We start from the raw sequence: 24,774 nt of genomic DNA on the forward strand, positions 1-24,774 counted from the left end.
TTTAGGTATTGATTGAATTGAGCAGTTCTAATATTTCCTTGTTGTTTAAAACATAATCTGGCTTTGTAAATAAAATAGCATTATTAGGCATGAAAGGCATATCTGCCGAAAGCGGATTCTGCACTACAATTTTACCACCTCCTGCCTGAATGGCTTTTAAACCGTCTGTTCCGTCTGTGTTTGATCCTGATAATAGAATTCCAACCAGAGAATTTCCGTATATTTCTGCTGCCGACTCGAAAGAAACATCTATACTGGGACGACTGTAATTTATTTTCTCTGAAATATCAAGAGACATTGTATCATCTTTTTCAAATAATAAATGATAGTTGGATGGGGCTACATAGACAAAACCTGGTTTAAGATTGGTTTTGTCTTCAACAGCTTTTACCGGAACGCTCGATTTTAAAGTAATGAGTTCTTCTAAAGTCTGGTCATCGGTGCTTTTGCGGTGTAATACTATGACAACGGCAAAATTATGCAATCTTTTTAATTCTGGTAAAATCTGCATTAAGGCGTTTAAGCTCCCTGCTGATCCTCCTATTATAGTTAATCGGCAGTTAGATATTATTTTATTTTCCTCCATATTTTCTCTTTTTCAAACTGTTTGTATTTGCCTGGAGAAATAGAATATTTTATGGTTTCTTTTGTGCCTAAGGCCAGAAACCCTAAAACAGCTAAACTTTCATCAAATAAATTAATGACTCTTTTTTGAAGGTCATTATCAAAATAAATTAAAACATTTCGGCACAAGATCATATCAAACTCATTAAATGATGTGTCTGAAACTAAATTGTGCTGTGAATACACCATTTTTTGCGACAGTTCTTCGTTAAATTTGGCTATGCCGTAATTGGCAGTATAATAACTCGAAAAATCTTCCTGCCCGCCTGCATCGCGATAGTTCTGCGAATACTCTTTCATCATTCTGAGCGGAAAAATTCCTTTTTTTGCTGTATCTAAAACGGTTGCATTAATATCTGTTGCATAAATTAAGGATTTATGCAGCAAACCTGCTTCTTTGAGCATTATGGCCATAGAATACACTTCTTCTCCGGTTGAACAGCCGGCATGCCATAATCTGATAAATGGTTTTGTCCCTAAAAGCGGTAAAATTTCTTTTCTGAGTATGCTGTAAAATGCCGGATCGCGAAACATCTCGGTAACATTAACCGTTATTTCGTCGACCATTCTTTTATAATACTCAGGGTCTGTACGGACTTTTGATAAAAATTCATGAAAATGATTAAATCCATCCAGCTGATATACTCTGTAGACACGTCTTTTTAGCGATGCTCTCGAATAACTGCTAAAATCAAAACCATAATATTCATAAACCTCATTGATAAGTGTTTCAAGCTCAATATCCTCAATCATAATTCATCAAATTTTGCTTAGTATAAGCAGTAACTTATCAACATCAACTGGTTTAGAGATGTAATCATCGGCTCCAGCCTCTAAACACTTTTCTTTATCGCCTGTCATAGCCTGGGCAGTAACTGCAATAACAAATACCGATTTTCTGGACGGAATTGCTTTTATTAACGGAATTGCATCGTAACCGTCCATTTCGGGCATCATCATATCCAGTAAAACAGCGTCGATCTCTTCATCAGATTTCAGCAGTTTTAAAGCTTCTTCGGCACTTGTGCAAGACAAACAATCGTATGATTTGACGCGCAAAGTATGCGTTAATGCGAATATATTTCTGGAATCGTCATCTACAATTAAAAGTCGTTTTTTACTCATATTTGTTTTATATTTTTTGTGCCGCAGATTAAAGGGATTTTTAATCTATTAAAATCTGCAGCATTTATCTTTTCTTTACTATAGCCGAATTTCAGAATCCTTATAATCTGGTAATCTGCGGCTAAACTTTTTTCTTTTAAACCCTATCATACAGCCAAACTCTCAATAATGATAATAGCTGATCTACGTCTACCGGTTTTGTAATATAATCTGAAGCTCCTGCTTTTATACATTTTTCTCTGTCTCCTGTCATTGCTTTTGCTGTAACGGCAATTACCGGAAGATTTAAGAACTTAGGATTAGCGCGTATTTTTTCGGCTGTTTCATAACCGTCCATGTGCGGCATCATCATATCTAATAAAACAACATCGGTATCTGGGTTTTCGCTTAAAACCTTTATTGCATCATTTCCGTCAAATGCCGTAATAATGGTCATTTTGAAAACTTCTAATGCTTTTGTAAGCGAATAAATATTACGAACATCGTCGTCTACAATCAGTACTTTTTTATCGTGCAGGATATTGTTAAGTAAATTTAGCTTTTTATGTCCGTCTTTTTTGTCTCCTCCTTCTTTTTTATCTTCTACCAAATGCAGGAACAATGAAACTTCATCGAGCATTCTTTGATAAGAATGTGCTGTTTTTACAATAATAGAATCAGCATATTTTTTAATTTTTACTTCTTCTTTTAATGACAGACTTTTTCCTGTAAATACAATTACGGGAAGTTTCTCTAAGCCCGGATTTTTCTTCACGCCGTCCAGAATTTGATATGCTTGTTTATCCGGAATTCCCATATCCAGAATCACGCAGTCTACTTCGGTTTTGCCTAAGGCCTGAATTCCATCGGCAACTTCGCTTTTTATTTCTGAATTAATGTTATAGGTCTCTAAGAAATAAGCAAGTGCTTTGGCATGTTTTGGATTGTCTTCGATAATTAAAACCTTTTGGGCTTCTTTATTAATAATATGTTCTATACGTAAAAACACATCTGGAATTTTATCGAACGCTACCGGTTTGTCTAAGAAATCTACTGCTCCTTTTAATAAACTTTCCTGTTTTAGTTTATGTGATGACATAATGTGAACCGGAATATGTTTGGTTTCTGCATGATTTTTAAGTTCTTCCAGAACCTCCCAGCCGCTTTTTACCGGAAGTTCAATATCAAGTAAAACTCCAACCGGTTTATACAATAAAGTAAAGTTTAAGGCATAATCACCACGTACGGCTACAATTCCTTTATATCCTTTTTGACGTGTAAATGCCAATAGTGATTTTGCAAAATTAATATCGTCTTCAATAATCAAAATTACTTTGTCGCCTTGTTTTATATACTCTCTGTCATCGTCAATTTCATCAGGAATCACAGGGCTTATGTATTTTTTTGATACGACTGGCTCTGTTTCTGAATCGATTTCTGTAAAATCTGTCGGCGGTATTTTTTCTACATTTACTTTATGAATTGCCGAACCATAAACAGGCAGACATAATGTAAACGAGCTTCCTTCGTTTACTTTACTATGTAAAACAATTTCTCCTCTAAGCAGTTTGGCCAGCTCCCTGCTTATTGACAATCCTAGACCAGTACCGCCGTATTTGCGTTTTGTAGAACCGTCTGCCTGTTGAAATGCTTCAAAAACCAATGGCTGTTTTTCTAGCGGAATTCCAATTCCGGTGTCTTTTACAATAAAACAAATAATTTTATCGTCGTCTGTATCTATTTTTATTTCTAAGCTTACTTTTCCTTTTTCGGTAAATTTGATGGCGTTTGAAATCAAGTTTTTTAGAATTTGTTCTAAACGCATTTTATCTGTTTTAATAACAAGCGGTGCATCTTTAGAAATAATTTCAAACTCAATTCCTTTTTCTTTGGCTACAAAATTAAATAAGTTCCAAAGCGTATCTGTGATTTCTTTGGTCGTAACATCAAGGAATTCAAGCTCCATTTTTCCAGCCTCGATTTTAGATAAATCCAGAATTTCATCAATTAAACCTAATAAACTGTTTCCTGAACTTTGAATTACTTTAGCAAATTCGATTTCTTCATTGTTCATGCTTTGATTATTATTTTCAGATAATAATCGGCTTAGAAGTAAAATCGAGTTCAGAGGTGTTCTTAATTCATGCGACATATTGGCCAAAAACTCTGATTTGTAACGAGTTGTTAATTCCAAAGCTTCTGATTTCTTTTGGATTTCATTGTTTTTTTCTTCCAGTAAAACACTTCTTTCCGAAAGCTCTTCATTAGTCTGCTCCAGTTCTTCCTGCTGTACACGCAATTCTTCTTCAGAAGCCTGAAGTTTTTCGGTCTGCGCCTCTAATTCTGCATTAATTGCTTCCAGTTCGCTGTGCTGTACCTGAAGTTCTTCTGACTGTGATTTGGTTTCTTCTAACAATTCAAGAACTCGTTTTCTGTTTTGAGTAGAACGAATTGCAATTCCAATATTGTTTCCAACTGATTTTAAAAACTCTAAATGAAGTTCTGAAAAACCATAAATACTGGCCAGTTCAACTGCACCTTCAATTTTGTTATCTATTAAAGGAAGTGCCACAACATGCGTTGGTTTAATTTGTCCCAAAGCATAATTAATCTGAATATCATCGGGCGATAAGGTTTTTAATTCCAGAATTTTTCCTGAAGTAATAGCCTGACCAATTAAGCCTTCGCCTTTCTGGATTCTTTCACGATTTTTACTCGGTATATAGCTGTAACCTCCTGAAGATATCAATTCGTTATCTTCTAAAACATACAAAACACCTGCACTGCTGTTGGTATACTGGCATAAAAACTCAATAACATCTTTAGAAAGTTTTTGCAGCGTTTTTTCTCCCAGCATTACATTGTTTAATTCTGCTACTCCGGTTTGAAGCCATTCTTTTTGAGACAATAAATCGAAAGAGTTTTTAAGAGAAACTCCCATATAATTTAACGACTCTCCTACACTTCCAAGTGCATCGGCTTTTGTATCGTCTACACGAATGTCATAATTTCCTTTTGAAATATTACTGGCGATTGTACTGATTGCTTCAATCCTCTGAGCAGTTTCTATGTCTTTTTTCTCCAGTTCTCTCTGCAGTAACGAACGTTCGTTGTAATCTTTTAAAATACGAAATAAGAATACTATCGAAATAATAAAAGCGATGAAAAAAGCCACTACTATTAAAATCAAACTATACGTTCCATAACGCTCAGAATTGGCATTGCGTTCTTCTAAAAGTCTTTGTTCTGTATTTTCAACTTTCTTAATAATCGCCTTGATTTCATTCATCATGTTTCGTCCTTCGTTTAAGTCAAAGATTAATGTTTCTTTGCTTAAACGCTTTTTAACAATCTGATTGTTTAGGTATTTAAAGAAACCTGAACGTTTAGAACGCAGTTGTTCTAACAGTTTTTGCTGCGAGATATTATCAGATGTAAGTTCATCCAGCTTTTCAAAATAAGCATTTGATTTGGCTTCAGAATCGTTAAAACGATCTACAAACTGTTCATCACCCGTAAGAAGATATCCTCTCATACTGGTTTGTGCCTCTGTGATAATAGACGATCCTTCGTTTAAGTTATAAATTACGTCCTGAGTATGATTGACCCAAAAATTGCTGTTTAATAGGCTTTTAATGCTAATAAATGAAGCTACAGAGCTAATAGTAAGTACAAACAGCGAAACCAATGAACTTATAAGCAGATTTCTTTTAAAGTTACCATTCATATATTCTAGATTATTTTATTTTTCGTATTTTAAAGGAAGAATAATTATAAAGCTCGCGCCTTTGCCTACTTCACTCCTTGCGGTTATTAATCCGTTGTGTTTTTCGATGATTTTTTTTGCAATTGCAAGACCAATTCCGGTTCCTTCATAAGTCTGACGGTCGTTTAAGCTTTGAAAAATGATAAAAATCCTGTCGAGATAAATTTCATCAAAGCCAATTCCGTTGTCTTTTACAATAATCCTGCAGTATTTACCTTCCGGAGAAGTCGGGCTGTCAAACGATTTGTCGACAATTAATTCTGAAGTTATTTCGATGAATGGAGGTTCATTTGCTCCGGAGAATTTGAGTGCATTTCCTATAAGATTCTGAAACACCTGTCTTAGCTGGCTTGGAATACTATCTATGGTTGGAAGTTCGGTTGTTTTTACAGTTGCATTTTTTCTTTCAATTAAATAATCAAAATCAGAAAGGACTTCCTGCAAAACGATATTTAAATCTGTAACTTCAGGTTTAACCTGTGCAGATAAACGAGAATAAGCCAGAAGATCTGTAATTAAAGTCTGCATTCTCTCTGCTGATTTTATTGTTCGGTTGACATAATCAATACCCTTATCATCTTCTTTGAGATAGAGTTCTTTAATTATTTTAATAAAAATCTGGATTTTCCGTATAGGTTCGTTTAAGTCGTGCGACACCACCCAGGCAAACTGCTGCAATTCGTGGTTTTTCATCTCTAATTCTTCGTTTTTTAAAACCAGTTCTTTGGTTCTTTCGGCGATTTTGATTTCGAGATTGTCTTGTGCTTCTTTTCTAATTTTGATTTCTTTAGAAAGAAGTTCTTTGGTAAGTTTTAGTTCGTTCTGCTGTTCGTAAATTTTAAGGAAAGTCTTTACTTTAAGCATCAGCAAATCAGTATCAACCGGTTTTGTAATATATTCTACGGCTCCGGTTTCATATCCTTTAAAAATGTATTTCTTTTCAATATTTAAAGCTGAAAGAAAAATTACAGGAATATCTTTTGTTCGTTTATTACCTGAGAGAATTTTAACTACTTCAAAGCCGTCAAGTCCCGGCATTTGTACGTCCATAATAATAAGACAGTAGTTTGTTTTTAATATTTTTTTCAGCGCTTCTTCTCCAGATTCGGCAGTATCTACGTCAATGTCGTGCAATTCTAATGTTTTCTTTAAGGCAATAATATTTGCCTTGATATCATCTACAATTAATACCATGCCGTTATGGGGGATAAAGCGTTTATGAATTAAAAAATTATTTACTACTTATTATTTTGAACATCTGATCCTATTCAAAAAGCAGTCAAAACTTTCAAATGTATAAATTTAAAGAACAATGCACTTTTATTCAAAATCAAATTCGTTACATAATTCCCATGTCATAAATTAACTTCAACTTAATCAGTGATTCAGGCATTCATACAAATCCAAAAAATTAACTGCGATTACTAAAAAATAATCCTTTTCCTTCTTTTTTATTCAATTTTCATCTTTTTGAGACAAAATTATATTTCTTACAGTCTGTATTTTCATACAAGACACACTAATTTTAAGTTAGAAGAATATCTTAAAATTACAATGCCATGAAAAAACCTAAGACATTCCCGGAACAGAAACAAGAACTTCCGGGAAACGAACATAAAATGAATCCGGAACCAGAAATTATTAGAGAAAATTATACCGGAAGCGGCAAGCTTTTGGGTAAAACTGCTTTTATTACTGGCGGAGACAGTGGTATTGGCCGAAGTGCGGCCGTGCATTTTGCCCGTGAAGGCGCTAACATTGCAATTGTGTATTTAAAAGAAGATAAAGACGCAAAGCTGACCAAAGAAATGATTGAAAAAGAAGGACAGCAATGCCTGCTTATAAGCGGTGATCTTAAAGATGAAAAATTCTGTAAAGAGGCAGTCAAAAAATGTGTTTCGACTTTTAAAACCATAAATGTTCTGGTGAATAATGCAGCCATACAATTTCCGCAGAATGAATTAGAAAAAATTACCGCTGCACAACTGCATAAAACTTTCGAAACCAATATTTATCCCTATTTCTATATTACCAAAGCCGCACTTCCGCATTTAAAAGAAGGCGATACAATTATCAATACCAGTTCTGTTACGGCTTATCGCGGCAGTGAACACTTAGCAGATTATGCCAGTACAAAAGGTGCAATTGTTAGTTTTACAAGATCACTTTCGTCTATGCTTGCAAAAAGAAAAATCAGAGTAAATGGTGTTGCACCTGGGCCAATATGGACACCGTTAATCGTGGCAACTTTCGACAAGGTTTCTGATTTTGGAAAAGACAATCCGATGGAAAGAGCCGGACAGCCGTCTGAAGTTGGGCCCGCTTATGTTTTTCTGGCCTGCGAAGACAGCAGTTATATTACCGGACAGTTTATTCACATTAACGGTGGTGAATTAGTTGGGGGCTAGATTTTTTTTGCCCGCAGATTTAGCAGATTGAACAGGTTTACACAATGTTTTATGAACGAATAACCGCAGAAAAAACTCAAAGGTCTAGAATATCAGCATCTTAGAACCTTAATAACCTTAGAACCTCAAAAAAATGAATTTTATAGACATCATAGGACTATTTGCGGGAGCTTGCATTACATTATCCACGGTTCCGCAAATTGTTAAAGTCTGGAAAACTAAAAAAGTCAAGGATATTTCCCTTAAAACTTTCAGCATTCTGACTTTCGGTATCATTGTCTGGATTATTTACGGAATTCTCAAAGAGGATCTTCCCATAATAATTACCAACAGTGTTTCCTTATGTCTTAACCTTATTATGATTTATTTTATTATTACTTATAAGAAAGAGTAGCTTTTTTTTAAAAAAGGTTCTAAGATGCTAAGGTTCTAAGATACTGAGTTTTTTTCGGGATGTTTTTAATCTCGCAAAGACGCAGACACGCAAAGTTTTGCTCCTTTAAAACTTATTTTAAGATTTGAATAATATAATTTTAGTCTGCGGTTTTTCAAGAAATAAAAAACCAGTGAAAAACCCGTTTAACCTGTAAAATCAGAGAGCCAAAAATCTTAGTACCTTAGAACCTTAGCATCTCAGAACCTTAGAAAAGCATCTTAAATAAAAAAACAGCTCTTTAGGAAAGCTGTTTTTTTCGTAATAGTAGTTAATATATATAATGCTTCTTAGCTAGCTAATTTTTGGTTGTATGGCTTAAATGAAAAATGATATTTTGTTCTAAAAAGTTTTGCAGCGGCAACCATTTCAGAGAAATTCATGGTCGAAATTCGTTTGATTTCGTTAATCTGTCTTTTTGCAATATTTACAACAGGATCAAATGTTTTTAAATAATTGAAACTGTGCTGCTCTACTTCCATTTCTATAATATTTTTTAAAATGCTTTTTTTAAGAAGCGTTCCCACAATACCTTTTTGCAGAACAGTCTTGTATTCCTGAATTTTATCTGAGATTTTTGGATTCTCTTTTCCCACATAAATATAATTTCCAGAATCGTTGGTAAAACGCTGTTTTACCTGAGAAACAAGATCAGAATCTCTGTTAGTAAGCGTTGGCATGCCTAACAATGTAAACTGAATGCGTTTGTAACTTTCAAAATACAATACACTGTTTATTACAGAAGAATTACTTAAAACAGCTGATTGGTTTTTACTCAATACTTTCTTTTCACCATTTGCTCCAAAACTGTGGCTTACAGTTCCATTTTCGCAGTAAACAAAAAAGACCGGCGCTGTTTTCATAGATTCAATACTTAAACTTACTTCCTGATGAAATTCAAGATCAAAGTGCATAAACAATACTTTATCATCAAAACGAGTTCCTTTTATAGAACCTTTAGTCCATTTTGAATTAATTTCTAAATTATATTCATTGTTTTTTGCAGTAAGTTTTCCGCAGAAACTGTCCTTCAAATCGTTAAAAACGGTATCAAATTCTCCAGTATTTAAGTAAAGTTTTCTCATTTTTTTATTTTGCTTTAGAGAATCGTTTCAATACTTATCTGTATAAAAACAATTCGTATTTTCATATCTCATTTTGTATAAGTCAAATTTCGTGTTAATTGTAAGTCAAATCCTTATACAATTTCAATCAGAAATTTCATAATTTTTACACAGAGTTTCTGAGATTCTAAAAAACTCAGAATTAAGATTAAAAAACCAAAAAACTTAGTGCCTTAGCAGCTCAGCAACTTAGACCATAAAATGAAAAAACAGCTGCCCCAGATAAATCTGGAACAACTGCTCCTCAGCAAAATAAAAATACTTATCTATTTTATTTTATGTAAGTTCATTGATATCCGAATTTTTCGAATAGTTCTTTTTTGGGATATCTTTAAAAAATTCAGCTTCTTCTAAATCAGCGGTTGGGCCGTATCCTAATAAATGGGTTCCTCGCTGCTGGTCTTTAGTTTCAATAACATATAAGATGGACATATCATCCGGGTCGCTCATTCCTTCATAACGGTGGTGGGCTACAATGTAAATTTCGTCGGGCTGGTAAGCATATTTTGTTTCAGAATCAATCAGGCATCCATTTTCAAATAAATAATTTTTAGTATAGCCCTCATCTTGATATTTCTGTATATAGTCGGTTTCGTGTTTTTGCTCTCGTTTCATGGTTTTCAGATTTCAGATTAGTAATAATCTTATTTAATTCAAAGTTCTTCAATAAAACCAATGAAAATTAACTCAATAGATTTTAATGTTGCCTCATTCAAAAAAGCAAAAGAGTATCGAAATTAATTTTTATTAATTTTAAATTTCATTATGATATATAGTAAAAAGTACTATATTTATTACATAAATTTCATTGTTTCAATTAGAACAAAAACAAATTTTTAATGACTAATAAAAATTACGATTTCCTTGCAAAAGGAGGCGAAATGGGTGCGTTAACTCGTGCCAAAGACTGGAGTAATACTTCTGTTGGTGCCATAGAAACCTGGCCGCAGAGTCTTTGTACTACTTTAGGAATTCTGTTAAACTCAAAGTTCCCGATGTTTTTATTTTGGGGACCAGAACATATTTGCTTTTATAATGATGCTTACCGCCCAAGTCTGGGCAACGATGGGAAACATCCGCATATACTGGGACAAAAAGGCGCCGAATACTGGCCTGAAATATGGCATTTTATAGGTCCGCTGATTAATCAGGTTTTAACCGAAGGCGAAGCTACCTGGCATGAAGATCTGTATCTGCCTATTTACAGAAACGGAAAAATGGAAGATGTTTACTGGACTTTTAGTTATAGTCCCGTAAAAAGTGAAGGTGGAAATATTGCCGGAGTTCTCGTGATTTGCAACGAAACTACCGATAAAGTAAACATTCGCAAAAACCTTGAAGAAAGCAATAAACGCTACAGAGAAAATCTTATGCAGGCGCCAAATGCGATGTGTATTTTTAAAGGAAGCAGTTTTATTGTAGAAATAGCAAACGAACCCATGCTCGAAATATGGGAACGAGAAGAACATGAAGTCCTAAACAAACCTATTTTTAAATCGCTTCCTGAAGCTGCAGGCCGAGGTTTAGAAGATATTCTAATGCAGGTTTACCTTACAGGAGAAAGATTTACAGCCAATGAACTTCCGGTAAAACTAACCCGAAACGGCAAAGTTGTCGATACTTTTATCAATGTCGTTTATGAAGCGCTGAAAGAACCCGACGGCACTATTTATGGAATTGTAGCCAGCGCAAACGACGTTACGCTGCAAGTAATGGCACGAAATACGATTGAAGAAAGCGAAAAACGTTTTAAGAACATCGTAAAACAGGTGCCGCTTGGAATTGCCATTCTAAAAGGAGCTGATCTGGTAGTGGAAATGGTTAATGAAACATACTTGCAAATAGTTGATAAGACCGAAGAACAAACGCTTCATAAATCAATTTTTGACTCTGTGCCCGAAGCTCAGGAAACGGTTCATCCCCTGCTCTCTCAGGTTTACGAAGACGGAATCCCGTATTTTACAAATGAGTTATTGGTTACTTTAAACCGTTATGGAAAGCAGGAAGACTGTTATTTCAATCTGGTTTTTCATCCTTTGCGAGAAGAAAACAACGAAGTGACCGGCGTAATTGTAGTGGGTTACGAAGTGACTGATTCTGTTAAGGCAAAGTATTTTTTGAGTGAAAGCGAAAAAGCATTCCGAAATCTGGTTATGCAGTCGCCAATTGCCATGACTATTTTTAAAGGCCACGATTATATCATCGAACTTGCCAATACGGCAATGCTTGATGAGATTTGGCAGAAGAAGCCCAGCGAAGTTATTGGCAAACCCGCTCTGGAGGTGTTTCCGGAGCTATTAAATCAAAAGTTTCCCGAATTACTAGATGAAGTACTATACGAAGGTAAAACAATTCGGGAAAGCGAAGCTATTGCATACGTGAATATAAAGGGTAAATTAAAAAAGTATTATCTCGATTATCAATATACCCCTCTTTTTGAAAAAAACGGCGAAATATCGTCGATTATGATTACTGTAAATGATGTTACAGAAAAAGTCGAAGCCCGAAAAAAAGTTGAAGATGCCGAGGAAAGGGCCCGATTAGCATCAGAAATTGCCGAAATTGTAACATGGGATTTAAATGTTAATACCCAGCAATTAATTTATTCTGATAACCTGCCGGAGCTTTTTGGTTTAAAAAAGAATATAAAAATTTCACGTCAGCAGATTCTCGACCGATTTTATATTGCAGATCTGCCTATATTAGAAAAAGCCTATCAAAAGGCTTTAAAAACTAATATTTACAAATATGAAGCCCGCGTTCTTAAACCAGACAATACCACCTGCTGGATACGCGTACATGGTAAAATATTTTTTGATGAATTACAAAATCCTGTCAAAATGCTGGGAACTGTTATGGACGTAACAGACGAAAAAAACAGACATGAGATTTTAATGAAAAGTGAGGAAAAATTCAGGGTTCTTGCAGATTCAATGCCTCAGTTTGTATGGACAAGCGACGCTATGGGAAATATAGATTATTTCAATCAGTCGCTGTATGATTTTACGGGAATTTCTAAAGAAGATGTAGAAAAAAACGGCTGGCTTCAGTTTATTCATCCTGAAGACCGCGAGGGAAATGTAAACCGATGGATGGAATCTGTAAAAACTGGAGAAGAGTATTTATTCGAAAACCGATTCCGCCGTCATGATGGCGAATACCGATGGCAATTGAGCCGTGCCATTCCACAAAGAAATGCTGAAGGAAAGATTCAAATGTGGGTAGGTACAAGTACTGATATTCAGAACCAAAGAGATTTTACAGATATGCTCGCTAAACAAGTTCATGATCGTACTCAGGAACTGGAACTTAAGAACAGGGATTTGATAAATATGAATATTGAACTTCAGTCTTTTGCTTATATTTCGAGTCATGATTTACAGGAACCGCTTCGAAAAATCCAGACTTTTGCAAGCCGTCTGGCTGAGCTAGACGACCAGAATATTTCGGCGAAAGCCAAAACTTATTTAGAGCGCATTGAAGTTTCGGCAAAGAGAATGCAGACGCTTATTCAGGATCTTCTCACTTATTCCAGAACCAATTCTGCCGAAAGGATTTTTGTAAAAACGAATCTGGACGAAATTGTAGAAGAAGTCTTAATGGATTTTTCTGAACGCATTGAAGAAAAGAAAGCTGTTATTGATCTTCATCCGCTTGGAGAAGGAACTGTTATGCCGTTTCAGCTTAGGCAATTACTGCATAATTTGATAGGAAATGCATTGAAATTTTCGCGCAAGGGAATACCGCCTCAAATACAGATTAAAGCAAGACGTGTTGTGGGTCACAAACTGGATTTTAAAGTGGATTATCCCAACAATATTTACTTTTGTTTGAGGATTTCAGACAACGGAATTGGCTTTGACGACGAATACAAAGAGCGTATTTTTGAGGTTTTTCAAAGATTAAATACTGAAAGTGAGTTCTCTGGAACCGGAATTGGACTGGCAATTGTAAAAAAGATTGTCGAAAACCACAAAGGAGTTATAAAAGCACGCAGTGAAAAAGGCCAGGGAGCAACCTTTAAGATCTTTCTGCCGGAACTATAAAAAAACACCAAACTCATTTTAGTAAATAAGTTTGGTGTTTCTTCTACATCAAAATGTAACTACGATTTATATACAAAATTCTTGCTGTCCGGAACAAATTCTTTCCAGTTGATGTTGAGAGAATGTTCTATTGATTTTACAATGTCTTTCATCAAAACGGGCTTTGTAATAAAATAATTCGCTCCTAATTTGAGGCATTTATCAATGATTCCGGGCTCATTTGATGTCGAAAAAATAATAACCGGAATATCGCTTTTATCAGATCCTTTGAGCTCGTTTAAAACATCAAAACCATTTTTTCCGGGCATATTTAAATCTAAAAAGATAACACTTGGCACAGGAGGCGGATGATAAATGGCATCTAAAAGCTTTTCCCCGCCTGAGTAAGTCTTAAGGTTAATATCTTTGGATAATGACTCTACAGCATCTGTAAAGATGTTTAAATCATCTTCATCATCATCAGTATAAAAAATTGTAAAGTTTTTCATATATATTGGGGATAGGTCTATTTCTCCAAAGATAGGGTAAATTATACAAAAATCAATAATTTGTATAAAAATTCTCATAAAAACACCTTGTTGAAATATGATAATTTTAAAATATAATTCTATAATTGAGTCGGTTATAAAAATCTCAACTTTGTTTTATGTGTTTCCATAAACACAATTAAAATTATAAAAACTTTAAAACAATAAAGCCATGGGAGATCATAAAGACCTTACTGAAGAATTTGCTGTCAATAAAATCAAAGATTTGGCAGAAAACATAAAAACCTGCATGTTTTGTACTTACAACAGCGACAGACTGCAATCAAGACCAATGTCGGTTCAAAAAATTGATGATTTAGGACGTCTTTGGTTTTTATCTGATCGCAACAGCAGCCAGAATGCAGAGATTACTTTAAATCCGCAGGTTGAGATATTTTTTTCTGAACCACACGATAAATTCCTTACACTGCACGGAACCGCAACGATTTCGTACGACAGAGAAACCATCAAAGAATTATACGATCCTATTGTAAAAGTCTGGATGCCAGGCGGAGAAGACGATCCAAATTTAAGTGTTATCACAGTTACACCCGAAGACGGTTATTACTGGAACAACAAACACGGTAAAATGGTTGCCATAGCAAAAATGGCCACTGCCCTTGTAACTGGTAAAACAATGGATGACGGGATTGAAGGAACTTTGAAACTGTAGTTTTTTTTATTCTTTAACCGCAAAGAGCACAAAGGTTTACATAAAAGGTCACAAAGAGAATTAATCTTTGCGAACCTTACGTAAACCTTTGCGCTCTTTGCGGTTAAAAAACTTTGCCGCTAAATATCTATCTTCAAATTAAATTTTTCAATTCTAAAGCATTTAAAATCCCTGCTTCACTTGCAGTATTATTAAAATATATAAATCCTGATTTTAAATGAGTTTCATCTCTTATATGAAGTAATTCTTGAAGTGGATAGCTGGAGTAAAACATTTTTGGAGTTCCGTGTAAACGAATATAAACCAGCGGAAAATTTTTAAAAATTGTCTGTGGTAACTGCGGGTGGCTTACACTGCAAAACGTAATATTATTTTCTAAAAAAGCATCCCAAACGGTGTCATTCCACCAGGATTCATGTCGAAATTCGATTACATTTTGAAATTTTAAATCTAAATTTTTAATAATATGATGTAATCTTTCCAAAGTAAAATAATAGCTTGGCGGAAACTGAAATAATACACAAGCGAGCTTTTCTTTTAAACCCATTTTACAGACATTATAAAATTCTGAAATCAGATTTTCACAGTCTGAAAATTGTTTAATATGTGTGATTTCTTTGGGCGCTTTTACCGAAAAAAGGAACTCTTCCGGCGATTTATTATACCAGTTTGTAAAAACTTTAAGCGTTGGAAACCTATAAAAGCTTCCATTGAACTCATACGTGTTAAAGTGCTGGTAATAAAACTCAAACATACCACTAGCTGTCATATTGTCAGGGTAGAAAATTCCCTTCCAATACCGATTATTATAGCTTGAACATCCTATTAATATTTTATTTTTCATGAGTGAAGTTGTTGGCAGTTGGTACAGAAAAAACTACGGCGTTTTTTCTTCCCTGTCGGTTTTTTTATCATCGGTAAACTGCATCTTTTACATTCTTTTTGAGAATATGCAAGCCAGTGTTTTTTGAGTTCAAATTTCTTTTTCCAATACAAAAATTCAAAACTGTAAATCGAACATTCGGCTATAAGTTCGTCGATCTTCTCTGGCGGTATTTTTCCAACCAAAGATTCCGGGTGAACAAAACATCGGTATAAAACTTCGTTTTTAATAATATTCCCTACTCCCGAAAATATATTTTGATCTAAAATCGCATCGCATATTTTTTCATTTGGAATTTTATCAAGGCTTATTTTCGCTTTTTTGGGATTCCAGTTTTCATTTAAAACATCTTCGCTCCAATCGTAATATTGATCTACAGCACCTTCTAAAACTTTTATGGAACAGGTATAAAAGTTGATTTCTCCGTTAGAAAATCCCAAATGCAGCCTTGGTGCAGTTTCTTTTTTTTCGTTGATTCTGTACGTTCCAAACATCATTAAATGAATTCTTATTGTAAAATCATCGAAACAAATTAAAAAATGCTTTCCCCAGGTTTTAAAAGATAAGATCGTTTTATCTTGTAAACGTTCCAGATCAATACTGGCGTTTCCAGAAACTTCAATTATCCTTTTACCTGCAAACTGCTGTACTTCTTCTTTTAAAATCAATATAGACGGACCTTCGGGCATAACTTTCGTTTTAAATTTTTAATGAAAAAAAAGTGCAGTCTTTTAAACTGCACTTTTGATGTGGTAAGAAGGTTGTTATTCTTCCATTTCTACTTCTGCAGCTTCAAGATTTACAGCGTTTACAGCAACTTCTGTCAATAATTTATCGGCTCCTTTTTCTTCATCCAGTGTTTGTTCCAGTAAAGTAACAGCTTCAGTATAACCAAGTGTTTCAGCAAACTGTCTTAAAGTTCCATACGTTGCGATTTCGTAGTGTTCTATTTTTTGGCTTGCCGCAATAATTCCGGCATCACGAACTACTCCTATTTCTGTTTCTTCCAGAATTCCTTTTCCTTCTTCGATTAAACCTTCCATTGCATCGCATTTTTTAGCCGTTGCTTTTTTTCCAATTAAATCAAAAACTTTTTCTAAACGAGTTATTTGTTCCTCAGTTTCGGTTAAGTGATTATTGATTGCATCGATCAATTCTGGCGATGTTGCATTTTTTGCCATTGCCGGTAATGCTTTTGTGAGCGCTTTCTCTGCCCAGTAAATATCTTTTAGCCCGTCTTCAAATAATTCTGACAAGCCCGCGGCTGCGTTAGATTTTGGTTTTGTAACCCCTTTTTTTACAGTTTCCTTTGTCGTTGTATTTTTTGACTTGGTTTCCTTCTTGTTTTGTGTAGTTTTCATGGTATAATTTTTTAATAATTAATATTGTAAAATTAGTGCCGTTATTATCTGCAGGGTTATACTATTTACAAATTAAATTTCATTCTAAACATCTGTTAATTATACAATTACATCAGACAATTCTATAAGAAAATCTTTAACATTCAGAATTAGATTTGTATCTATAACTATTTAAAATAAAACATCATGAATACTACAGATAAAACAAACAGCACTTTTCCCAGAGATCCGGGAAGTCCAAATACCGAAGAAAGAAATACGGTAATGAATGAGGAACTTTACGATTTAAATACTCGCGAAACTCAAAACAATCCCGCAGAAGATGCAGAGCGTGGTTTTACGGTACGAAATGGGCACAACCCTAACAAACCTAATCCCGATGAGAGATCGGAGCTCTACGACGACGATTTGGATGATTTAGATGATGACTTCCATAAAGACAGAGATCTTGAAGATAATAATGATACTATCTATGAAGTTGTTTTAGAAGATGAAAATGACCTTGATGAAGAAGATGAAGATGAAGATGAAGAAGAATACATCGAAGAAGATCTTGATGAAGAAGTAGAAAATGACGAATTTGATAATCCGGCTGATACTTTTGAAAACGATTTTAACGAAACTGAAGATGATCTTGATGACATTGACGATGAAGAGGACGAAGAAGACGAAAACAATGATTATGTTGAAGATGATGTTCAGGAAGACGATGATTACACAGAAGAAGACAAAAGAAGATTGTAATTTTTCAGGAAACTGAAATAAAAAAGCCGTTAAGAATTGAAACTTAACGGCTTTTTTATGCGATTTAAAATCCTAATCGCCAATTTTTTCTAACACCGGAATATCATCCATTTTTTGTAAACGTTCCACTAAACCAATTCTGGCTTCACTTAATTCCTTTTCGGCTTTGCTCAATTCTTTGTACCACTCCTCTTTTCCGGTTTTTGAATTTTCTATTTTTCGCATGATCTCGTAAATCTCACCTTCGGCTTCCATTACTTTCAGGCGTTTGTAATAGGTCAAACTTTCCGTCATGTGTGCTAATGCAATCATTGCTGTTAAAAACGGATGGTTGTTGGTTACGTTTACGTCTTTTATTTTGCCGTGTTCGAGTTCTACTTTTAAAGCAAAAGCAAATTCTTCCATATTAAAATCGGCATATTTGCTTTGTGGATTCAAATAGGATTTTATGGCGTCAACATTATTCATCGTCGAAAGATCGATTTGTGTATGTTTGCTGTCGAGCAAATCTTTGTAAACCACATTTGCCACAGCTCTGGCTTCGGCAGTTGTAGGGTCGTTTTCAGGATTTTCGAAATCTCGTATCGACCAGTCCCAATTTTCAGGATGAACAGGTTTGATGTATTTTTCGCAAAAATCTGTTACATCATTTTTCAAGCTTACCATTTCATCTTCTCTTTTGATATAAACATCTTGGTAAGCACCGCTTTTAGTTCCCATAATTTTATATTTTAAAAGATAAACGACACATTTACCGAGATATATGTGCCGTTTTAATTTCGTTCTTATTTTACTGAATTCTTTGTGTTACACACTTCTTCGTCCGCTTATTAGCGAGATAATAAATAACACTAAGAATATGAAAAATAAAATTTTTGCTATACTAGCGGCTCCGGCGGCAATACCACCAAAACCAAATATTCCTGCAATAATTGCCAGAATAATAAATATGACTGTCCAACGTAACATAATAATAGATTTTAGTTAATAACGATTTTGTTTGTTACTCAAATTCATGCTTTTTAAGAAGATGCATTAACTCTATTTTTTCAAACTACAACAAACTGACCTGATAATTTTCAATTAATTCTGCAAATACGCTTTCACTTCTTGAGAAGTATTTTTTATTGCTTCGGCTCTTTTTAACTTTATCAAAATACGGCTCAATCGAACCATCTTCATATGTCGAAACCAGCAGCGGATGAACGTAATAATTTTTGCAGACATTTCTGGTGTTTCCCAATGCCTCAGCAGTGGCATCATAAGCTGTAATAATATTTTTTTTGATTTCTTTTTCGTCTGATGCAATACCGAGTTCCATCAAATTTTCAAAGAATATAATTGAGGCTGCCCAGGTTCTAAAGTCTTTGGCACTAAAATATTCGCCCGAAATAGCGTGCAGATATTCATTTACCATGTGACTGTCTAAAACTCTTCTTTCGCCGTTTTTATCGTAATATTTAAAAACTTCCCAGCCCGGAATTTCTTCGCATCGGCTTACCAGTTTAATCAACTGTTTGTTTCTTGTGGTAATGGTGTGCTGTTTTCCTTTTTTGCCGATGAATTCAAAACGAAGGGAATTTTTATTGATATTGATGTGTCTTTTTCGCAAAGTCGAAAGCCCGTATGATTTATTGTCTTTGGCGTACTTTTCATTTCCAATTCGGATGTGGGTTTCTTCCATTAACCTGATCACGAGTGCAATTACTTTTTCTTTCGACCATTCTTTTTGTTCTAAATCAATATCTACTTGTTTTCGTATAGAGGGAAGCTTTTGTCCGAATTCTGCGATTTTGTAAAACTTGGTTTGATTACGGATTAAGTTCCATTTTGGATGATATCTGTACTGTTTTCTGTTTTTAACATCTAAACCTACAGCTTGCAAATGCCCGTTTGATAAATCGGTGATTTTTACATTTACCCAGGCCGGCGGTAAAACCAAACTGTTAAAACGCTTTATTTCGCTTTTCTGCTTAATACAGCGTCCGTTTTTTTTATAAATAAAACCATCTTCTCCCTGACATCTTTCAATAGGCAAATTTTGATTGTTTACGTAAACTAATTCTAGCTTTTCCAGCACCAAATGAGGTGTTTTAATAAGCTGGCTCATTAGTTTTTGAGTTCTGGCAGTATTCATGGTCGTTTTTATTTTTTTGCTGCTAATTGTTATTGGGATTCACAGATTCAAAAGATTTTTCTTGTCTCATTATTCTTCCCACACAATCTGTGAGAATCTGCGAATCCCAATAACTATCAAAAAGCATTTTATTTTAATTCGTTCTTAAAGATTTTATCAGGCTTTTTTTGTTCATATATGAACGTCCAGAAATCCCCACTTTTTTGGCTTGCTCGTAAAGTTCTTCTTTTGTCCATTCTTCATAAGGCTTAGCTTTACCGCCTTTTTCTCCTGCATCCGGCGTATTAGCAATACGTGCCGATTTTTCTTTACTGTACCCTTTTTTAACAAGAGCTTCGTATTGGGCTTCGTTTTTAATTCTTGGATCTGGCATGACTTAAAAATTTTAGTTATTGATTTATCTTGTATGGTATTTCAAAATTCCTTAAAAAGAAGGATTTTTCCGTTATACAATTTTGCTTATAACTTTCATAATTAAGATTGTACAGCTTAGATTACAGATTTTAGATTGTAGACTTTAAATTATTGAATATGCGCCATCTTGTCATTTCGACGAAGGAGAATCGAGCGATAGCAAACAGACAAAGTAAATCTTCGCAGACAGCTCTGTAAAGATTATTGACAATTACCACATTAAAAAAAACAAAAATCCCATTCGCAAAACGAATGGGATTTTTGTTTTTTTAATTGTTTTTATTCTGCCACTGACAGCTATTTAAAATTATCCTCAATATTAGTTATCAAAATTTTATAATTTTCAAAATGATCTGGAGAAATTACCAGACTCTTTTTATTTTCTAATATTAATGTAGTAAAATAATAACCATCTGATATATCTCCTGTTTTGTTTCTAAGTTTAACTTTCCCTTTTTTAATATATTGTATATTATCAAAAGGGATAAACTGTTTTGCACCTGTAATTACCATTGTTTTTTCTATTCCTTCTTCTGTAATAGTCAGTTTAAAAATCTTGAACAAATCCGGAAAACAATAAACTAAAAAAAACAAAACCATATATGCCATTACAGTTAATGGATTTATTTCGGAAGTTGAAAAACCATTATACACAATATATGACAGCGTAATTACAAATAAAAACAAACCCATTATTATTCTTATACCTAATATTTTTCTAAACTCTGAGTCGATATACATTCTAAGTCTTAAATTATTATTATTTCTTCTCTTTAAAAAAACAAATATATAATATTTATAAGGTTAACATGATCGAATATTTCTTTGCATCCAAATCATATAACAATCTCTAAAAATCCTGTAAGGTATTCCTGTAAGTTCTGAATAATTTTACATCATAACATTTAAACTATTTAAATCATGAAAAAGATACTATTAGCCAGTAAAGCAATTTTAGGAGCGGGACTTATTATTATATTCTTGCAGTCTTGCAAAAACGAAACGAAACAAGAAGACCCAAAAGAAGTTGCAGAAGATGCTAATGAAGCCAAATTTGACTCTATTGACAGCAAAGAAGATGATTCTGAATTTTTAGTAGATCAGGCCGAAATTAATTTAGCTGAAATCGAAATTGGTAAACTGGCGCAGCAAAAAGGAACAAATGCAGAAGTGAAAAAATTCGGAAAAATGCTGGTTGACGAGCATACAAAATCGGCATCTGAAGTAAGTGCCTTAGCAAAAGCAAAAAACTTTACTCTGCCAACTTCACTAACTGAAGAAGGTCAGGAAGAATATAAAAAACTAAACGAGAAATCAGGTTTGGATTTTGATAAAAAATTCGCCGATATGATGATCGACGGCCACCAAAAAGCAATTGACAAACTTCAAAAAGCGGCTAAAGACGCTCATGACGAAGATGTAAAATTGTGGGCAACAAACAATATTGCGGGTTTAACTTCACATTTAGAACATGCTAAATTGCTGAAACAAAACCTTGACAAAAAGTAAAATAAATTTAATTGGTTATTATTTATTTTTTTAAGACGCTAAGATTCTGAGATTCTATGATCCTATTATTGGATCGTCTAGAACTCAAACTTTGCTAAAAAACCCCTTAAGAGTTGAATTGCTTAAGGGGTTTTGTTTTTTTTGTGTGAGTAACAAAGGTTCAAAGAGACAAAGAAAAAAGCTTTAAATCTTTGTCTCTTTAAACCTTTGCTACTTTGTCACTTTGTTTCTCTAAACTTCTAAAATTAATGACTGCTTAATAGAAAATATTCTCCATCGGTTACTTTTTCTAACCAGACTCCGTGGCCTTTATCAATCTCTGTGATAATGGCAACATAAGAGAATTTTTCAAATGGAGTTGCTCCGTACCAATGTTCTACTCCCGGCAAAATGGTAACTACCTCATCTTTTTTAAGCATTCTGACTGCGCTTCCTCTTTCCTGATAATACCCCGTTCCTTCTTTTGCAATCAGCATGTGCAGACTCGCGTTACTATGCCAATTACTTCTTGAGCAAGGCTCAAAAGTCACTTCCTTAATTACAGTGTTTTCCGGATGAATGTCACTGCTTTGTTTTTTATAGGAAACGTCACCCGTCATATATGTATTCGGGACTTTTCCTTCTTCGATAACGGCTGAATAATTCTTAGACATAATTTTTAATTTATTTTTTGAGATTGATTTTATTTAAAACTATTGTATTCTTCATCAGTTACCGGCTCAAGCCAGTCTACAATTCCCGTTTGTGTATTTGTACTGATGGCGATATGTGTAAATTCACTTTCTGGCGATGCGCCGTGCCAGTGTTTTATTTCGGGCTGAATGTTTACAACATCTCCAGCCTGCAATAACTGAATTGGTTTTCCCGCTTCCTGATAATATCCTGTTCCGTGAGTAACGATTAAAATTTGTCCGCCGGGATGTGTATGCCAGTTGTTTCTTGCTCCAGGCTCAAAAACAACGTTTCCAACAGCGGTATTAAGAACCTCATCATTGGGAACTAACATTTTAACCCATGCTTTTCCTGTAAAATATTCTGAAGGTGCTAAATCTCCTTTAGGGAAAATGACACCATTATATAGATTGTCTAATGCTTCCATAAATTTATTGTTTGAAATTTATCAGAATCAGAAAACTAAATTTAGGAAAGCTAGAATGCGCTTTATGAAGTATTTATTTAGTCTGTTAAAAACTGATAAATGATTAATACTGAATTTCAAGGCAAAAGTACTACGCGAATGCTTTCATGAAATAACAATATTCAAACAAAAAATTATGAATTTGAAACAATTTTACATTCGAAGCGATTTTGGAACAGTTCCGGTAAGTCTTTTAAAGTAATTATTAAAATAACTTGGATATTCAAACCCAAGCGAATATCCTATATCCGAAATACTCCAGTCTGTATGCTGCAACAATGCTTTTGCTTCGTTTATAATTCGCTCTGTAATATGCGCCGTTGTTGGTTTTCCCGTAACTTCTTTTACTGAACGATTTAAATGATTTACATGCACAGCAAGACTTTGCGCATAATCCTGAGGCGTTTTTAAAGCCAAAGGTTCGTTTTTGGTTTCTATAGGAAATTGTCTTTCTAATAATTCCAAAAACAAAGAAGTAATTCTTGAAGAAGCATTTTTATGTTTAAAGAAATTTTCAGAAGGCTGCATTTTCATTGATTCATGAATAATCAGGTTGACATAACTGCGCATTAAATCGTCTTTAAAAACATAATCGGTTTCATATTCTTTGATCATTTTTTGAAACAAAGAATCTACAAACAGCTTTTGTTCAGCATTTAAAGAAAAAATTGGCGTTCCTCCTATTTTAAACAAAGGCGATTCGTGAAGCGTTTCTGATCGGTCTTTTGCTTTCAAAAATTCTTCCGTAAAAACACATGCATAACCTTCGTAATTCTCTGAAACAGTTTCCCATGAATAAGGAATTATAGGATTACCAAAAAAAAGAATCGTCCCGTCGGTTTCTATTCCACGGTCGGCATATTGTATGATACTTTTACTGGTGTTGATGCAGATTTTATAAAAGTCTCTTCGGCTGTAAACGGGAACTTTACTAAAATCCCCATTTATAGGATATACTTTAAATCCCTTCATTTTTAAATCTGAAGAAAAATCGCAACTCTGAGTTTCTGTTTGGTTATTCATTCTGCAAAGTTATGAAAATCAAACAATATTTTTATTTCAATTACAAAACGCACTAAGGTTTGGCTAAATTTATTTTTGCTGGGCGAAATAATCTCGCAAAGGCGTGAAGACGCAAAGTATTATTTTCCTGCACTCTTTGCGGTTAATATTCTAGTGTTAGAAAAAAATACGTTAAAAGTTTTTTTTAATTATACCAATCGGTATATATTTGCTTCGTTATTTTGATATATCATGAGTAAAGCCCAAAGAACCAAGCAATTTATAATCGAGAAAACCGCTCCTATCTTTAATATGAAAGGCTACAGCGGTACATCTATGAGCGATATTACTGAGGCTACCGGATTAACCAAAGGAAGCATTTACGGTAATTTTGCCAATAAAGATGAAGTAGCATTGGCGGCTTTTCGTTTTAATGTCAAAAAACTGCATGATATTTTTGCAAGAGAAATTGAAAAAGAAAAAACCTTTAAGGGCAAACTATTGGTTTATCCTCGTCTTTATTCTGATTACTATGATTTAAGAGTTACACAAGGCGGATGCCCAATTATTAATACCGCTACAGAAGCTGATGACACACACCCAGTTCTAAAGAAAAAAGTAGAACGAGTTATTTTATCTTGGAAAGAGCAATTGGTTTATTTTATTGAACAAGGAATCCTTTTGGGAGAATTTAAAGCCCATTCTATCGATCCCGAAAAAACGGCTTTAACTATTATTGCTATGATTGAAGGAACTGTTATGATTGCTAAAATTACCGGAAACCTGTCAACTCTGGCCGATATTATGCTTTCTGTCACAAAAATCATCGAAGACTTAGTATAATTTTTTTTTACTTAAAAATATACCAATTGGTATAATCA

Annotated in this window: 26 protein-coding genes; 7 read left to right on the forward strand and 19 right to left on the reverse strand. The window is 34.1% G+C overall.

The window, feature by feature from the left end; all coding sequences use genetic code 11:
* Window position 1: 1 nt before the first annotated feature.
* The 5 genes from FJOH_RS17360 to FJOH_RS17380 form a co-directional block, all read right to left on the reverse strand.
* Window positions 2-586 carry a chemotaxis protein CheB gene (locus tag FJOH_RS17360; protein ID WP_012025334.1) on the reverse strand — a complete coding sequence of 195 codons (585 nt, stop codon included), beginning with the start codon at window positions 584-586 and terminating at the stop codon, window positions 2-4.
* Window positions 568-1,377, reverse strand: a complete 810-nt coding sequence (locus FJOH_RS17365; protein ID WP_012025335.1) for a CheR family methyltransferase — start codon at window positions 1,375-1,377, stop codon at window positions 568-570. Before FJOH_RS17365 ends, FJOH_RS17360 begins: the two co-directional genes overlap by 19 nt.
* Window positions 1,378-1,383: 6 nt before the next feature.
* A complete protein-coding gene (locus tag FJOH_RS17370) occupies window positions 1,384-1,749 on the reverse strand; it encodes a response regulator (RefSeq protein ID WP_012025336.1) in 366 nt (121 codons plus the stop codon).
* Between the two features lie 136 nt (window positions 1,750-1,885).
* Window positions 1,886-5,455 carry a response regulator gene (locus tag FJOH_RS17375; protein WP_012025337.1) on the reverse strand — a complete coding sequence of 1,190 codons (3,570 nt, stop codon included), beginning with the start codon at window positions 5,453-5,455 and terminating at the stop codon, window positions 1,886-1,888.
* A 15-nt stretch (window positions 5,456-5,470) separates the two neighbouring features.
* Window positions 5,471-6,688, reverse strand: coding sequence for a hybrid sensor histidine kinase/response regulator (locus FJOH_RS17380; protein ID WP_012025338.1), 1,218 nt, complete (start codon window positions 6,686-6,688; stop codon window positions 5,471-5,473).
* A gap of 365 nt (window positions 6,689-7,053) precedes the next feature.
* Here FJOH_RS17380 and FJOH_RS17385 point away from each other — a divergent pair, with 365 nt between their 5' ends.
* Together FJOH_RS17385 and FJOH_RS17390 are read left to right on the forward strand one after the other, a co-directional pair.
* Window positions 7,054-7,902, forward strand: coding sequence for an SDR family oxidoreductase (locus FJOH_RS17385; RefSeq protein WP_012025339.1), 849 nt, complete (start codon window positions 7,054-7,056; stop codon window positions 7,900-7,902).
* Between the two features lie 133 nt (window positions 7,903-8,035).
* On the forward strand, window positions 8,036-8,296 hold the full coding sequence (locus tag FJOH_RS17390; RefSeq protein ID WP_012025340.1) for a SemiSWEET family sugar transporter: 261 nt from the start codon (window positions 8,036-8,038) through the stop codon (window positions 8,294-8,296).
* Between the two features lie 329 nt (window positions 8,297-8,625).
* Here the strand turns inward: FJOH_RS17390 and FJOH_RS17395 are convergent, their stop codons facing one another.
* Both FJOH_RS17395 and FJOH_RS17400 read right to left on the reverse strand, forming a co-directional pair.
* A complete protein-coding gene (locus tag FJOH_RS17395) occupies window positions 8,626-9,420 on the reverse strand; it encodes a hypothetical protein (protein ID WP_012025341.1) in 795 nt (264 codons plus the stop codon).
* A gap of 315 nt (window positions 9,421-9,735) precedes the next feature.
* Entirely contained in the window at window positions 9,736-10,074 is a 339-nt protein-coding gene (locus FJOH_RS17400) for a hypothetical protein (protein ID WP_012025342.1), read from the reverse strand.
* Window positions 10,075-10,298: 224 nt separating this feature from the next.
* Here FJOH_RS17400 and FJOH_RS17405 point away from each other — a divergent pair, with 224 nt between their 5' ends.
* Window positions 10,299-13,505, forward strand: coding sequence for a PAS domain-containing protein (locus tag FJOH_RS17405; protein WP_012025343.1), 3,207 nt, complete (start codon window positions 10,299-10,301; stop codon window positions 13,503-13,505).
* A 59-nt stretch (window positions 13,506-13,564) separates the two neighbouring features.
* Here the strand turns inward: FJOH_RS17405 and FJOH_RS17410 are convergent, their stop codons facing one another.
* The gene (locus FJOH_RS17410) at window positions 13,565-13,993 is read right to left on the reverse strand and encodes a response regulator (protein ID WP_044047822.1); all 429 of its coding nucleotides are present in this window, start codon (window positions 13,991-13,993) and stop codon (window positions 13,565-13,567) included.
* Window positions 13,994-14,204: 211 nt separating this feature from the next.
* On the opposite strand from FJOH_RS17410, the gene FJOH_RS17415 reads away from it, so the two are divergent.
* On the forward strand, window positions 14,205-14,705 hold the full coding sequence (locus FJOH_RS17415) for a pyridoxamine 5'-phosphate oxidase family protein (protein ID WP_012025345.1): 501 nt from the start codon (window positions 14,205-14,207) through the stop codon (window positions 14,703-14,705).
* 133 nt (window positions 14,706-14,838) lie between these two features.
* On the opposite strand, the gene FJOH_RS17420 is transcribed toward FJOH_RS17415, so the two are convergent.
* From FJOH_RS17420 to FJOH_RS17430, 3 genes are all read right to left on the reverse strand, one after another.
* Window positions 14,839-15,549 carry a DUF72 domain-containing protein gene (locus tag FJOH_RS17420; protein ID WP_012025346.1) on the reverse strand — a complete coding sequence of 237 codons (711 nt, stop codon included), beginning with the start codon at window positions 15,547-15,549 and terminating at the stop codon, window positions 14,839-14,841.
* Window positions 15,546-16,277 carry a DNA-formamidopyrimidine glycosylase family protein gene (locus FJOH_RS17425; protein ID WP_012025347.1) on the reverse strand — a complete coding sequence of 244 codons (732 nt, stop codon included), beginning with the start codon at window positions 16,275-16,277 and terminating at the stop codon, window positions 15,546-15,548. Before FJOH_RS17425 ends, FJOH_RS17420 begins: the two co-directional genes overlap by 4 nt.
* A 75-nt stretch (window positions 16,278-16,352) precedes the next feature.
* Window positions 16,353-16,949, reverse strand: a complete 597-nt coding sequence (locus FJOH_RS17430; protein ID WP_012025348.1) for a YciE/YciF ferroxidase family protein — start codon at window positions 16,947-16,949, stop codon at window positions 16,353-16,355.
* A gap of 186 nt (window positions 16,950-17,135) precedes the next feature.
* Between FJOH_RS17430 and FJOH_RS26845 the strand changes: the two genes are divergently transcribed.
* Window positions 17,136-17,693 (forward strand): hypothetical protein, encoded by a 558-nt coding sequence (locus FJOH_RS26845; RefSeq protein WP_012025349.1) that lies wholly within the window; start codon window positions 17,136-17,138, stop codon window positions 17,691-17,693.
* 72 nt (window positions 17,694-17,765) lie between these two features.
* Here FJOH_RS26845 and FJOH_RS26305 read toward each other — a convergent pair whose 3' ends face one another.
* From FJOH_RS26305 to FJOH_RS17455, 5 genes are all read right to left on the reverse strand, one after another.
* On the reverse strand, window positions 17,766-18,413 hold the full coding sequence (locus tag FJOH_RS26305) for a DUF5661 family protein (RefSeq protein WP_012025350.1): 648 nt from the start codon (window positions 18,411-18,413) through the stop codon (window positions 17,766-17,768).
* Window positions 18,414-18,500: 87 nt separating this feature from the next.
* Complete coding sequence (locus FJOH_RS26650; RefSeq protein ID WP_035644678.1) at window positions 18,501-18,662, reverse strand: DUF1328 family protein; 162 nt, start codon at window positions 18,660-18,662, stop codon at window positions 18,501-18,503.
* Between the two features lie 85 nt (window positions 18,663-18,747).
* Window positions 18,748-19,830 carry a DNA topoisomerase IB gene (locus tag FJOH_RS17445; protein WP_012025351.1) on the reverse strand — a complete coding sequence of 361 codons (1,083 nt, stop codon included), beginning with the start codon at window positions 19,828-19,830 and terminating at the stop codon, window positions 18,748-18,750.
* A 133-nt stretch (window positions 19,831-19,963) separates the two neighbouring features.
* Window positions 19,964-20,203: a DUF7218 family protein gene (locus FJOH_RS17450; protein ID WP_012025352.1), complete on the reverse strand. Its 240-nt coding sequence runs from the start codon at window positions 20,201-20,203 to the stop codon at window positions 19,964-19,966.
* Window positions 20,204-20,541: 338 nt separating this feature from the next.
* The gene (locus FJOH_RS17455; RefSeq protein ID WP_133085916.1) at window positions 20,542-20,985 is read right to left on the reverse strand and encodes a hypothetical protein; all 444 of its coding nucleotides are present in this window, start codon (window positions 20,983-20,985) and stop codon (window positions 20,542-20,544) included.
* 180 nt (window positions 20,986-21,165) lie between these two features.
* Here FJOH_RS17455 and FJOH_RS17460 point away from each other — a divergent pair, with 180 nt between their 5' ends.
* The gene (locus tag FJOH_RS17460; protein ID WP_012025354.1) at window positions 21,166-21,753 is read left to right on the forward strand and encodes a DUF4142 domain-containing protein; all 588 of its coding nucleotides are present in this window, start codon (window positions 21,166-21,168) and stop codon (window positions 21,751-21,753) included.
* Window positions 21,754-21,998: 245 nt separating this feature from the next.
* On the opposite strand, the gene FJOH_RS17465 is transcribed toward FJOH_RS17460, so the two are convergent.
* The 3 genes from FJOH_RS17465 to FJOH_RS17475 form a co-directional block, all read right to left on the reverse strand.
* Window positions 21,999-22,406, reverse strand: coding sequence for a cupin domain-containing protein (locus FJOH_RS17465; protein WP_012025355.1), 408 nt, complete (start codon window positions 22,404-22,406; stop codon window positions 21,999-22,001).
* 29 nt (window positions 22,407-22,435) lie between these two features.
* Window positions 22,436-22,852, reverse strand: coding sequence for a (R)-mandelonitrile lyase (locus FJOH_RS17470; protein WP_012025356.1), 417 nt, complete (start codon window positions 22,850-22,852; stop codon window positions 22,436-22,438).
* Between the two features lie 192 nt (window positions 22,853-23,044).
* Complete coding sequence (locus FJOH_RS17475; RefSeq protein WP_012025357.1) at window positions 23,045-23,914, reverse strand: helix-turn-helix domain-containing protein; 870 nt, start codon at window positions 23,912-23,914, stop codon at window positions 23,045-23,047.
* 231 nt (window positions 23,915-24,145) lie between these two features.
* On the opposite strand from FJOH_RS17475, the gene FJOH_RS17480 reads away from it, so the two are divergent.
* A complete protein-coding gene (locus tag FJOH_RS17480) occupies window positions 24,146-24,736 on the forward strand; it encodes a TetR/AcrR family transcriptional regulator (protein WP_012025358.1) in 591 nt (196 codons plus the stop codon).
* Window positions 24,737-24,774 lie beyond the last annotated feature (38 nt).

The sequence above is a fragment of the Flavobacterium johnsoniae UW101 genome (assembly GCF_000016645.1).
Lineage (GTDB): Bacteria > Bacteroidota > Bacteroidia > Flavobacteriales > Flavobacteriaceae > Flavobacterium > Flavobacterium johnsoniae.